We start from the raw sequence: 11,630 nt of genomic DNA on the forward strand, positions 1-11,630 counted from the left end.
GAAAACCATAACTCTTCAAGGAATCAGAAGGAAAAGCATGAACAGCATCTATCAGCCTTATCAAAGCCATCGTGAGCGAGTTAACAAGGATGAGACAGCAAAAAAATATCTGACTCGATCGGAGCTTCTTCAGCGTTACAACATTGGCAATACGACCCTGTATCGCTGGTTGAACAGTAAAGAGATCGGCTTTCCATCGCCGACGTATTTTTCTGTCAAAACACCGCGCTGGAAAGTTTCTGAGCTTGAAGAATGGGAGCTGAAGTGTCAGGAGGAAGGGGCTAAGTGAATATGGCTAAAACTAATCCCGTGATTCATCAATCACCTGAACTTCAATTGTTTGAATCTATGCAAGCAATGGATTTGGCTCCGCCTTCATTACCTATCCCAGACGGTCAGTTCAATCGCTTTCATGTAGAAGGTGACAAGCGAGGCTCCAGAAATGGATGGTGCAATTTTGATAACGATCCGGTTCCCCATGCCAGTTTTGGTAGCTGGAGAACAGGGAAGACATATTACTGGTGTCTCTACGATAAAAAACAGCTCAGTTTTTCAGAGCAAACCAAACTGCAAGAATCAGCTCAAAAGGCTGCAGAGCGTAGAGACAGGAAGGTAAGAGAGGAACAGGCAATAGCGGCCATCCAGGCCGAGGCAACATTCAGCAGGGGAAATCCTGATTTTGGGTACTTTTCATACTTGGATGATCAGAAAAATGTGGGTCGTCATGGTGATATCAGGAAGTCAGCCAAAGAGATCATGTTTCCGGTTTGCGATGTTGACGGCAAACTGATGAGTCTGCAGTTCATTGACGAGAACGGAAATAAACGCTTTCTTCCCAAAGGTCGTATCAAAGGCGGATGTCACCTTATTGGTAGCTTGGGCAGGATACTCTGTATCGCAGAGGGCTATGCTACAGGTGCCAGTTTCTATGAGTTCTCAAAAAAACGTTTGCCGGTTGCTATCGCTTTTAATGCAGGAAATCTCAAAGCAGTGGCTATGGCATTCAAGAAAAAATTCCCCCACTTACAAATTATCATCCTTGCAGACAATGATCGGTTTACAGACGGTAATCCAGGTAAGAGGAAAGCCTACGAAGCGGCTAAAGCAGTAAGTGGTCAAGTGTACTTACCTCTGTTCGAGGATGGTGAGCCAGGCACTGACTTCAACGACTGGCTCAATATCAGAAGGAATCGACATGGAAATTAAGTCGATCTTTGAAAATCTGGAAGAACCTGTTGGTGACGGGTTCTATATCCAGAGTGGGTATCTTTATTTTGAGCCCAAAAAGACAGGCAAAGAAAAGGTGCCACCTCAATCGGTCAAAATATCAACTGAACTTCGTATTACTGCTCGAACACGAGATGTTGATGGCAGACAGCATGGGCGCAGGATGGAGTTTCATGATGCTGATGGTCGTTTAAGGATTGTCTGTATTGCCAGCTCATCCATGCAAACAGATGGTGCTGAAGTTCGTCAGCTTCTGGCAGATCTTGGACTTGAAATAATGCCATTCAAACAGGCTCGTGAGTTGTTAAATCGGTACATCGTTATGAGTCAGCCGAAGCAAGCGGCTTTGTGCCTTGATCGTCTTGGTTGGTGCAGCAATTTCTCTGCATACATCCTGCCCGACAAAACTATCGGTACCACGGATGGCGAAGACATCGTTTATCAGCCCGTAGCACCGGGAGGACACATTACCATCAGGCAAATAGGCAGCCATGTGGATTGGAAGAGAATGTCTCAGCTCTGTGAAGGAAATAGCCGTTTGGTTATGGCTATTTGTGCTGCTTTTGCGGCTCCACTGGTAGAGCTAACAGGCATGGAAAGTGGTGGCTTTAATTTTGTTGGAGGCAGCAGTACCGGCAAGACTACAGCGCTTTATGTGGCTGCCAGTGTGTATGGTGATCAGCATTATCTTAATCGTTGGAGAGCAACTGGCAATGGTTTGGAAGCTATGGCTGCTGCCCATAATAATGCTCTGTTGATTCTGGATGAACTTGCACAGGTTTCACCACGAGAGGCAGGGGAGATTGCTTACATGTTGGCCAATGGGTCGGGTAAAGCCAGGGCCTCTGTAACAGGTGGTAGCCGAACCATTGTCCGCTGGAGCCTGATGTTTTTAAGTGCTGGTGAGATAACCCTGGCACAGCATATGCGCGAAGGAGGTAAGAAAGCCAGGGCGGGGCAGGAGGTACGAATGGTGGATATTCCTGCTGATGCAGGTGCCGGGATGGGCATGTTTGAAAACCTGCATGAGATCGAATCGCCATCCCGTTTTGCGGAGGTCATCAGGGACCTGTCTGCAAAGGCATACGGTCATGGCATTGTGCTGTTTCTTGAGCAGGTAACTGACCATATCTCCCAAGATAAGCTGGGGTTATTGGATGTAATCAGAGAGGCCGTCGATGGTTTTATCGGTCAGGTGGTACCTGCTTCGGCTGATGGCCAAGTTAGGCGAGTCGCTAGAAGGTTCGGTTTACTTGCTGCTGCAGGTGAGCTGGCTACCAGTGTAGGAATCACTGGGTGGAAGGAAGGTGAGGCAATGATGGCAATAACCACTTGCTTTTCGGCTTGGCTCAATGAGCGGGGAGGCATTGGTTCGCAGGAAGAACAATCTATTTTGGAGCAGGTAAGGTATTTCTTTCAGTGTCATGGTGACAGCCGTTTCAGTGAAATTAACAGGGATGCCAATGACGTAAATACTCAGCCTTTGAATCGGGCAGGTTTTCGGAAAAAGAGTGATGAAAATATCCTCTTTTTGGTTTTCCCGGAAGTATTCAACAAAGAAGTTGCCAGTGGATTCAATCCAAAGCATGTCGCCCAGATTTGTGCGCAGGCAGGTTATCTACTGCCAGACTCTAACGGCAAACACAGTCAATCCAGAAAAATCCCAGGTACGGACAAGAAGGCTCGCTACTACATCTTTACCGCTCTAGTTCTGGGAGGTGAATGATGTTCGACCTGAAAAAATTCAAGGAGTCACTGCAATACTGTGTACCGAGTGTTACTGGTGTACCTGAATCTTCAAGCCCTGTGATTATGCAGGATACACTGCCATTCTACGAGAACACCGCCATCCTTTCTTCTACGTTCCAAAGTGTGGCGAGTTCTGAAAATGGCACATCAGGTACACCTGACCAAAGTCGTTGGTGTTCCCCTGTTATTGAGCATGTGCCTGTTTCAGGTATGGCTGTTCAGTCATTGGAACACCTAAAACATCGGGAACACTCAATTAACGATGAGGTCGGTCGGCAGCAGACATTAGAGCAAATTATGCAATATCTGAGTCAGCATTTGAATATCTCGCAAATGGTGTTGATGACGCGCTTTTTCACCCAGGAAGACATTGCTGATATAGCCAGAGGGATGTATAGCGGAAAACTAACGGCACTGGTTGATCTGATTCGAATGGACTCCAGGTTCCTCTTTCATTCGATTGATAAATAATCAAACTAAATCAAACGGAGATCATGCCATGGCCCGAGGCGGATCAAGACCAGGATCAGGTCGCCCCAAAGGTAGCAGTAACAATCGGCACAACGAACTCAGGGAAATGCTGACTTCTCAAGCTGAAGCCTTGTTAGAGCAGCTAATCACTCTGGCTAAAGAGGGTGACTTGCAGGCTCTGAAGTTATGTATTGATAAAATCCTGCCATCCATGAAGCCCGTTGAAGCACCTGTCCATGTCAGTACTGACGGTACTGCCACCTTGGCCGAACGGGCGGAAAAGGTTTTGTTGGCAGCTCTATCCGGAGATATTTCAGTTATTGAGGCAAACCAACTCCTGTCTGGCATGACCTCCCTGGTTCGTATCAAAGAGTTTGATGAGTTGGACAAGCGCCTGAGTGAACTGGAAAAGCAAGCTGAAATGACAGCTCGCCTTGGGAGGTAATTCATGAAAAAGGTTCTTGATGAATACCTGAGTGAATTACCTCTTGTCATTACGCAGGCGCTAGATGGCATTCATAACCCAGCAGCCCGCTGCGTCATTATACCGGGCACCCCCAAAGGCAAAGCCAGGCCAAGGATGACTCGCAGAGGGCAAGTTTATACCCCTTCAGCCACCTCCACGGTAGAGGCATTGGCAAAAGCGGTTGCCATTAGTCAATGCCCTGCAGCGCCTTATGACCACCCTTTGAAGCTAGATCTTCTGGCGATCATGCCAGTCCCTAAAAGCTGGACGAAGACTAAGCGGGCGGAAGCACTGGCTGGGCACATTCGACCCGCAGTCACTCCGGACTTTGACAACATTGCCAAACTCTACTGTGATGCCATGAATAATGTTTTATGGGTAGACGACCGGCAGATTGTGGATGGTCGCAGTATCAAGTGCTACGGAACTATGCCAGCCGCTATTCTTTGGTGTTGGCCTGCAGAGTATCCCTGAAAATAAAAGCAAGGAGCAGCAATTATGATATCCATTAATACAAGGCTTAAGAAGCTGGTTCAGCAAAGTGGTTCACTGGATGAGATGATTGAATATCACCGACAGGCACTAAAGTGGCTATATAACGATGATGACGAGCATGAAGAATATATAGTGGTTACCTCTGAAGAGGCGAAAGCATCTTTTGAAATCTTCTGGAAGGATTGGGCAGAAGCTGGTTTACCCGCGCCTGCTCGACTACGAGGGCCAAGTGTAGCCGATCTGATTGACCTTCATGCAGCCAAATTATGGGGGCCACAGCACAGTATTGGATCATCAGCAAGAAAAGGCGGTCGATACTGAGGAGGTTATGATTTTCGCTGATAATTCTGAAGAAAATAGACAGGGCAACGATTGATTCTTTTACCGTTGCATGTGTATATGCCCGGATCATCATAGCTTCTGTATAGGTATTCTCTCGGAAAAGGAACAACCTTGTGATTGTTTTCTCTGGCAATTTTGTATGTAGTTCTTTTTTCAGTCATATAAGCCAATAAAAAACATAGTAAAGGGGCTGGTGGTCACGAATCATGCTTCTAGTAAAAAGCCTTCGTCTGGTTCGACTATCCCCGGTGCAATTCCAGAGCGTGGTTCACCAGCTCGAAGGCCATGTGTTCAGGTTAGCTCATCCTATGAAAGGGCGTTGTACAATGTTTGCCTACTGACAGCGTACTCCAGGGCTAATGCTTTCTTCTGCTCGCCAGCACTGATCCGTGCTTTTATCTCAGTCAGTTGCTGTTTGGTCAGCTTGGGTTTTGCTCCAATCTGCTTACCCTGCTTTCTGGCAGCTGCAATCCCTTCACGTTGTCGTTCCCTGATCATGCTGCGCTCGAATTCAGCAAAGGCTCCCATCATTTGAAACATCAGCTTATGCATAGGGGTGCTTTCACCTGAGAACATCAGGTTCTCTTTGTGGAACTGGACGCTAATACCCTGTTCGGTTAGATCTTCAACCAGTGTCTGAAGGTCTTTCAGGCTGCGTGCAAGACGGTCTATAGAGTGGACATGCAACAGGTCACCTTTGCGCAAGTGTCGCAGACAGGCTTTCAATTGAGGCCGGTTGGTGTCCTTACCACTGCAATGTTCTTCAAAAGTAGTATCCAGTTCAACACCATCAAGCTGGCGGGCTGTGTTCTGGTCAATACTACTGACCCTGATGTATCCGACGTTCTGTCCTTTCATGGCGGTCTCCTCTACTTCTTATTCTGAGTAAAGTAAAGGCTAGGCTTTGTTTTACACTAAGTCCAATTGAGCAGAAATAAGTTAATTGGACACGATAGATCAGTGACTTAGCGTCGTGCTGTGGTCTGTCCGGAAAGTACACTTAACTTGACACAAGTCGGTTCGACCATCCTTTGTCTATAATATATTCACGCTCTGTTGCAGGCTGGAATGCTACAACGTCCCAACGGAGGTGTGACGGGGCAATTAGCACCAGAGATACCGGCAGGGCTTCACACCTTCAACCCAATAAAACTCTTGCTTTTGGTGGTAATTGGGCTGACGTACAACATCTGGTATTTTTGAATGAGTATTGAAAGAAACTTAACATTTTGAATGATTTTAAGTTGACTTACCCACCTGATGAGCTAGTATTTCGGGTAACACGGCCCCCGCCTCTTCGTTGCTTGCAACCTACGCGGGGGTTCTTATTTTTACCTTCCTATAAGTCCTTTCCACCCATCCTGTAGCCCGATATCGTTTATTGACACCTTCCTGTCGGACTTGATTTCAGGGAATTCATCCAACTGCTGTATAAGTCTGTCGTGCCATTTCGTGGCAGGGCAAATAATGCTCATCAGGTGAGCAACAATGTTGATCAGCAGAAAGGGTTTGGATATCAGATCATTCTTTCCAAGGTAATGATCACACCAGCTAATTTCACCTGGAGCGGGTAATTTCGGCTGATCAATCACATTGCGATTCCAAAGGCGGCTGTGGTGAGCGCAGAGATTACGAAGGTAGTTCAACGAGCGTAACCAACTGGAAAATACCTTGAAGTCTGTCACCCCATACTTTGAGGAAATTTTCCTTTGATCAGGCACTTTCATCATCGAAAACAGCTGCGACATGGCCCCGAAGTCCCAGACCTCTATAGCTACCCAAATGGGTAAGTCTGCGCCATGAGTGTGACGATAATGCTTAACGAAATCTTCCTTTGATCGTTTCAGCAGATTTTCATATTTTTTCAGCCAGTTAGCATGTCGCTTATTTTTTCCTGCAAACGTCGGATGAAACTGGTCAATATTCTTGTAAGCGTAGGTATCTCGCTCACCGAGCAAATAAGCGATATCGACCCTCAAAGCCACTTCAATCCGTTCAAGTGCATCCAGCATCAATTGCCGTAAGTTCTTATCAAAAATATAGAGATTCACGGCATCAGAAAAGTGTGTGTTTGCAACAAACTCGTTTTCTTTAACCACTTGGAAATTTGGCTGAATGCGAAAGACCCGGAAAGGATAGAGGTAGGCACTCAGCCGGTAATAACCAATGCGTTGGAGATGATTAAGCGCTGCAGCTTCGTCAGAAACCACCAGATTACGCGAGACCAACAAATCCAGTTGTTGCTGGAAAGTTTTCCAGGGACGTTCGTAAACCATTGAACCTCAGTACTTATGCGTAGTTTTTTATTTGGCAACCAGCCAGCGTGTTATTCACTAACAGGATACTATAGTGACCTGCTAGATCCTGCACCAACATAAAAATATCAATATCAAGTGACTTTAATCCCTTCCACCCCAAGCCCGTTTGAGCCCTGAAGAACGATCAGCAAGCAGTCGGGGTTCAGAATGGATATATCTTGAAATACCTGCTCTTCAAGCTGGTTTTCGTTATCCAATGGAGCAGTGGAGGTTTTGCCCATTTTCCAGATGCCATGTTGTATTGCCATACTGCGCTCCTTGCCTTGCGGTCAGGCGACTGCTTGTTCAACCATTGCACTGGCCAGTTGTAACTGGGTGGTTTGGGTTTGGTGGATTTGGGATTTTAGGGTGTTGCATAAAGTCATTAGCTCGTTGACTTGGGAGACTACACGAAGTTGCTCATTCTTTGGAGGTAAAGCAATAAAAGCATTATTTAGTTTTTTTAATGTAACTCTGGTAATAGCAACTCCCGTCATACCAGCTCGCATTTCTTTGTAGAAATAGGGAGACCTGAGTGAAAGTAATAAAAATGAATTTATAACCTCATCTGGACACTTCAAAAGAGCGACACTTGAGAGCATGGAAAAAGGTTTTTCAAGCGTGTTTATTGTTGCAATACCTGTCGTTGCACCATCTTTAATGTAGAGGATATCTCCAAACTCTGGATCACACCGGCTATAAATTTCATCATGTACAACTTGGGTAACATAGGTTGCGTTGCTGAGCTGAATGCCTGTTGGTTTTATATTTTTGGCGGATATGTACAAATAATCACCACTTTCACCATTTGGAGGGGAATGATGTGTCCCATCAGTAATTTTTTTTAAAACTGTGCCAAGCCTTACCCACACCCACCCCTGCGGCAGATTAAAGGGCTTTTCTTCATCGGTAATCACTGGCAACGGTTTCTGCTTCTTAATCTTCTTGTCTTTCACTAACTGCGCTTTCTCAGCCGCAATTTTTTCCAACAGTACTGAAGCCGGTTCATCCTCCGGATTCTGTGGCACCAGCCTGCCCATTACCGCCAGTTGCAGAACGGTTTGTTTAAGCTGGTCAACGCTGTGGTCGGTGGTGAACAGGGTGTCGAAGTGCCCGGCGATTCTGGCCCAGTTTTCGGCTACTTCATCGGCGGTAGTGCTGTTGGTTAAGGTGGCTAACAGTTCTTCCACCAGGGTTTGGTGGGCGGCGATGCTGTTGGTTTGTTGTTGTTCTAGCTGGTCGCAGAGCGCCATAAGTTCGTTGACTTTGAAAACTATTCGACCTTCTTCTTCAGCTGGAGGAATAGCAACTGGGCATGCTCGAAGTTGCGTTTTATTAATAGAAGCAAGGTTGGTTGTTTGCTTGCTGGAACCGGCAAAGTATTTTCTCGCTATCGGCCCATTGAGATACCTTTCTAGCCACAGCTCACTCTGCTTTTCTAAAAAAATGCGAACTTTGTAAACATGGTTTTGGTGAGCAACATAAGGTAATTCACCAAACCAAATGGCAGTCCTTCCAACTTTATCCCAATCCCCGCCTTCGATTATTAGCAAGTCACGATCTTTGACTCGATATTTATCTTTTTCATCCTCTGGGATGTCGATCTCTTTGATTTCCCTAAGATCAAGGTGTCCACGTTGCACATTTGCAACTCTGAGATATGGAACAGTAGTTAATGTTCGCCCTTCGAGCTTTCGCCCTTTTGTAATACCACTTTGAATATCTGCAATATCTTCAAGTCGCACCCACTCCCATCCACCGGGCAGCTGATAAGGTTTATCTTCATCCCTCATTGCAAGCAAAGGCTTCTGCTTGTTTATTTCTTTTTCTTTGAGCAATCGTGTCTTTTCGGCTGCAATCTTCTCCAACAAAACAGAAGCTGGTTCATCCTCTGGATTCTGCGGCACAAGCTTCCCCCGTACCGCCAGCTCCAAAATCAGCTCCCGCAATTTCTTAATGCCATGCAAATCCAGCTTGCTGCTACTGCCACGGCCGGACGTACTTTTGGTTGTGTGAGCACTGCCCCAGAGGTCAAAGTTTTCGCTAACGGCGTTTAACATCATTCGACTCCCTTCTCAGTGTTACCAGACAGGGCTTGTGCCAAAATTTCTTTCAGCTGACGGCGGGTTTCTGCCATTTCCTTCTGCTGTGCAGCGTACTGGCTCAACAGCTCATCCGGGTCATGACTGACTTGTTCGCCGATATGAGGGTTGTCGATATCGAGGTTGTAGATTGGCCAGTAGATGGCATCGGCAGCTTTCTTTTCCGTGTCGGCTTTTGCCTTAAGTGTTTTGGCTTCCTGGGTTTGCTGCCTGATCTGTTCGTTCAGGGCTGCTTTTTTGCTGACAACAGAGACGGTTTTCAGATCTTCTTTTAGCTGCTTAACGCTGGATTCCAGCCGGTTGGCCTGTTGCTTGTAGTCGGCTTCTTTATCTCTGTGTGGCTGTGCTTTTTTTTCGGCTTCAGCTTTGATGGTTTTGAAGTCTAATTTCCAGGCAAACTCATTCTGTACCCGGCTGGCAAAACCATCCGCTTCGTTGCCCCACCATACTTGCTCAGCTTTGAACTCTTCCACCCGCATGGGCCGGGTTTTGCTGTAGTTCTTGTAACCTTCCGGATAAGGGTGTTGGTAAAACCAGATGGTTTCTGTTGGTTGCCCCTTGGTAAAAAACAGCAGGTTGGTTTTAATGCCGGTGTAGGGATTAAACACACCATTGGGTAAACGGACAATGGTGTGCAGGTTACACTCTTCCAGCAACTTTTCTTTCAGCTTCGATTTGGTGCCTTCGCCAAACAGGAAGCCATCCGGCAAGACCACAGCAGCACGACCATTCTCTTTGAGCAGGCGAATAAATAACGCCATGAACAAATCAGCCGTTTCTCTGGTTCGGATATTGGCCGGGAAGTTTTTTTCTATCCCTTCTTCTTCTGTGCCCCCAAAAGGCGGATTGGCCACAATCACGTCTACCCGTTCATCTTTTTTCCAGTCAGTTAATGGGCGGGAAAGGGTGTTGTCGTGACGTATCTGGCTGGGCACTTCAATGCCGTGCAGTATCATATTGGTGGTAGCGAGCAGGTGAGGAAGAGGCTTTTTCTCTACACCGTATATGCTGCACTGTAGCGTCTGTTCATCGGCGGGCACTTTAACGTAATGCTTACGCTTATGCTCAATCGTGCAGGTCAAAAAGCCGCCAGTTCCACAAGCGGGGTCCATGACTTTTTCATTCAGTTTTGGATCGATCTGGCTCACCATAAACTCGGTAACGGCTCGGGGGGTGTAGAATTCCCCTGCGTTACCGGCACTTTGCAGGTCTTTGAGAATTTGTTCATAGATATCCCCAAAGGCGTGACGTTCCTGTGCCTTGTTAAAGTCGATGCTTTCCTGAATTTTATTAATGACCTGTCGGATCAGCTGGCCTGACTTCATGTAGTTGTAGGCATCTTCAAATACACTGCGAATCACGAAGGCTCGTTGATCATCACCCTTTGGTTGAAGGGTTTGTAATTCCGGAAACAGCTCATTGTCAATAAACTTCTTAAGCTTGTCACCGGTAATGCCTGCAGGGTCTGCAGCCCAGTTCCGCCAGCGCAATTCTTCTGGGATAGGCGATTCATAGTGTTCTTTGAACAGCTCCCACTCGTGCTCCCGGTCATCAAAGATTTTCAGAAAAAGCAACCAGACCAGCTGTCCAATACGCTGGGCATCACCGTCTACCCCTACGTCCTGGCGCATAAGATCCTGAATGGATTTGATCGTACTCGTGATACTCATTGGTCTTCAGAAATTTCCCAGTAAACGGCCTGATGGCTAACTTCGGACAGGTGAAACCAGCTTGTTGCAACCAGGTTAAACAAAACGAACGCCCGCCCTCCATTAATGAAGTCTTCATCAATCAGATAACAGGCTTTGAGATTGTTGGCAGTGAAGGCGATAGAGCTATCCCACCCCTTGAAAGCGTAGCCATTAAGGGCTTCCAGCAAGTCAGGGCAATGCTGTAGTAAGTCGGCAATAGTATGCCACTTTGACTCACGGTAAAAGCTGTCAGCAGGCTGGGATCGTAGTTTGCTGACAATATCGTCGCTGGTAAGCAGTGAATCAAGGAATGCTTTAAACGATGGATGTTTAACATTTGTCATTGCATCAAGGTACTACCTATCCAAATAATACAGTTGCTCTTCCAGTTCTTTAAACGCCTTCTGGTACTGAGACTTGCCACCAAACGCTTTTACCAATTCTATGGGCGCACCTATCTGGCTAAATGCCTGATCCGTCAGAATAGTCATATCTTCCACTGGCTCGATGCCCACATCGGCGTATTTGTCGAGTAATGTTTCCAGCACCTGACGAGCTACCCCTTCGTATTGGCTGAAATAGTTTCGCTTCTTCACATTATTGGCCCGCTCCCGTCGAGTGAGGGCTGGCCGGTCAAATGCAATGTGACAGATCAAGTCAAACGGGTCCAATTCTGTTCCCAGTTTCTCGCCGACATTATCTTGTAACTCCTGCCAGAAAACACCCAGTTCTGTCAGTTCATCAATTATGGCTTTTTTCTTGTCGGCAGCGGACCACTTGCGGAGGAAAT

At 46.6% G+C, this 11,630-nt stretch carries 14 protein-coding genes; 7 read left to right on the forward strand and 7 right to left on the reverse strand.

The window, feature by feature from the left end; translation table 11 throughout:
• From KDK19_RS23290 to KDK19_RS23320, 7 genes are all read left to right on the forward strand, one after another.
• Nucleotides 1-289 (forward strand): AlpA family transcriptional regulator (locus KDK19_RS23290; RefSeq protein ID WP_257293056.1); only part of this gene is annotated, 289 nt, incomplete at its 5' end.
• Between the two features lie 2 nt (nt 290-291).
• The gene (locus KDK19_RS23295; RefSeq protein WP_257252742.1) at nt 292-1,206 is read left to right on the forward strand and encodes a toprim domain-containing protein; all 915 of its coding nucleotides are present in this window, start codon (nt 292-294) and stop codon (nt 1,204-1,206) included.
• Nucleotides 1,196-2,953: a DUF927 domain-containing protein gene (locus KDK19_RS23300; protein WP_257252741.1), complete on the forward strand. Its 1,758-nt coding sequence runs from the start codon at nt 1,196-1,198 to the stop codon at nt 2,951-2,953. The genes KDK19_RS23295 and KDK19_RS23300 overlap by 11 nt, the downstream gene beginning before the upstream one ends.
• Nucleotides 2,950-3,447 (forward strand): hypothetical protein, encoded by a 498-nt coding sequence (locus KDK19_RS23305; protein WP_257293057.1) that lies wholly within the window; start codon nt 2,950-2,952, stop codon nt 3,445-3,447. The genes KDK19_RS23300 and KDK19_RS23305 overlap by 4 nt, the downstream gene beginning before the upstream one ends.
• Nucleotides 3,448-3,475: 28 nt before the next feature.
• Entirely contained in the window at nt 3,476-3,892 is a 417-nt protein-coding gene (locus KDK19_RS23310) for a DUF5681 domain-containing protein (protein ID WP_257252738.1), read from the forward strand.
• 3 nt (nt 3,893-3,895) lie between these two features.
• Nucleotides 3,896-4,387, forward strand: a complete 492-nt coding sequence (locus KDK19_RS23315; RefSeq protein WP_257252737.1) for a RusA family crossover junction endodeoxyribonuclease — start codon at nt 3,896-3,898, stop codon at nt 4,385-4,387.
• 24 nt (nt 4,388-4,411) lie between these two features.
• On the forward strand, nt 4,412-4,729 hold the full coding sequence (locus KDK19_RS23320) for a hypothetical protein (protein WP_257252734.1): 318 nt from the start codon (nt 4,412-4,414) through the stop codon (nt 4,727-4,729).
• Nucleotides 4,730-5,056: 327 nt separating this feature from the next.
• On the opposite strand, the gene KDK19_RS23325 is transcribed toward KDK19_RS23320, so the two are convergent.
• The 7 genes from KDK19_RS23325 to KDK19_RS23355 all read right to left on the reverse strand — a co-directional run.
• Nucleotides 5,057-5,608 (reverse strand): recombinase family protein, encoded by a 552-nt coding sequence (locus KDK19_RS23325; protein ID WP_257252733.1) that lies wholly within the window; start codon nt 5,606-5,608, stop codon nt 5,057-5,059.
• 473 nt (nt 5,609-6,081) lie between these two features.
• A complete protein-coding gene (locus KDK19_RS23330) occupies nt 6,082-7,026 on the reverse strand; it encodes an Abi family protein (RefSeq protein ID WP_257252732.1) in 945 nt (314 codons plus the stop codon).
• A 113-nt stretch (nt 7,027-7,139) separates the two neighbouring features.
• A complete protein-coding gene (locus tag KDK19_RS23335; RefSeq protein WP_257252731.1) occupies nt 7,140-7,316 on the reverse strand; it encodes a hypothetical protein in 177 nt (58 codons plus the stop codon).
• A 21-nt stretch (nt 7,317-7,337) separates the two neighbouring features.
• Nucleotides 7,338-9,110 carry a restriction endonuclease subunit S gene (locus KDK19_RS23340; RefSeq protein WP_257252730.1) on the reverse strand — a complete coding sequence of 591 codons (1,773 nt, stop codon included), beginning with the start codon at nt 9,108-9,110 and terminating at the stop codon, nt 7,338-7,340.
• On the reverse strand, nt 9,107-10,819 hold the full coding sequence (locus tag KDK19_RS23345; protein ID WP_257252728.1) for an N-6 DNA methylase: 1,713 nt from the start codon (nt 10,817-10,819) through the stop codon (nt 9,107-9,109). Before KDK19_RS23345 ends, KDK19_RS23340 begins: the two co-directional genes overlap by 4 nt.
• On the reverse strand, nt 10,816-11,184 hold the full coding sequence (locus KDK19_RS23350; RefSeq protein WP_257252727.1) for a hypothetical protein: 369 nt from the start codon (nt 11,182-11,184) through the stop codon (nt 10,816-10,818). The genes KDK19_RS23345 and KDK19_RS23350 overlap by 4 nt, the downstream gene beginning before the upstream one ends.
• A gap of 12 nt (nt 11,185-11,196) precedes the next feature.
• Nucleotides 11,197-11,630, reverse strand: a 434-nt coding sequence (locus KDK19_RS23355) for a type I restriction-modification enzyme R subunit C-terminal domain-containing protein (protein ID WP_306801394.1), incomplete at its 5' end; no start/stop codon positions are given.

This window comes from Endozoicomonas sp. ONNA1, from assembly GCF_024606325.1.
In the GTDB taxonomy this organism is placed as follows: Bacteria; Pseudomonadota; Gammaproteobacteria; order Pseudomonadales; family Endozoicomonadaceae; genus Endozoicomonas_A.

Excerpts from the sequence above, each read along its gene's own strand:
- KDK19_RS23295 (WP_257252742.1), top strand. The coding sequence starts at position 292 with ATGGCTAAAACTAATCCCGTGATTCATCAATCACCTGAACTTCAATTG.
- KDK19_RS23300 (WP_257252741.1), top strand. The coding sequence starts at position 1,196 with ATGGAAATTAAGTCGATCTTTGAAAATCTGGAAGAACCTGTTGGTGAC.
- KDK19_RS23305 (WP_257293057.1), top strand. The coding sequence starts at position 2,950 with ATGATGTTCGACCTGAAAAAATTCAAGGAGTCACTGCAATACTGTGTA.
- KDK19_RS23310 (WP_257252738.1), top strand. The coding sequence starts at position 3,476 with ATGGCCCGAGGCGGATCAAGACCAGGATCAGGTCGCCCCAAAGGTAGC.
- KDK19_RS23315 (WP_257252737.1), top strand. The coding sequence starts at position 3,896 with ATGAAAAAGGTTCTTGATGAATACCTGAGTGAATTACCTCTTGTCATT.
- KDK19_RS23320 (WP_257252734.1), top strand. The coding sequence starts at position 4,412 with ATGATATCCATTAATACAAGGCTTAAGAAGCTGGTTCAGCAAAGTGGT.
- KDK19_RS23325 (WP_257252733.1), bottom strand. The coding sequence starts at position 5,608 with ATGAAAGGACAGAACGTCGGATACATCAGGGTCAGTAGTATTGACCAG.
- KDK19_RS23330 (WP_257252732.1), bottom strand. The coding sequence starts at position 7,026 with ATGGTTTACGAACGTCCCTGGAAAACTTTCCAGCAACAACTGGATTTG.
- KDK19_RS23335 (WP_257252731.1), bottom strand. The coding sequence starts at position 7,316 with ATGGCAATACAACATGGCATCTGGAAAATGGGCAAAACCTCCACTGCT.
- KDK19_RS23340 (WP_257252730.1), bottom strand. The coding sequence starts at position 9,110 with ATGATGTTAAACGCCGTTAGCGAAAACTTTGACCTCTGGGGCAGTGCT.
- KDK19_RS23345 (WP_257252728.1), bottom strand. The coding sequence starts at position 10,819 with ATGAGTATCACGAGTACGATCAAATCCATTCAGGATCTTATGCGCCAG.
- KDK19_RS23350 (WP_257252727.1), bottom strand. The coding sequence starts at position 11,184 with ATGACAAATGTTAAACATCCATCGTTTAAAGCATTCCTTGATTCACTG.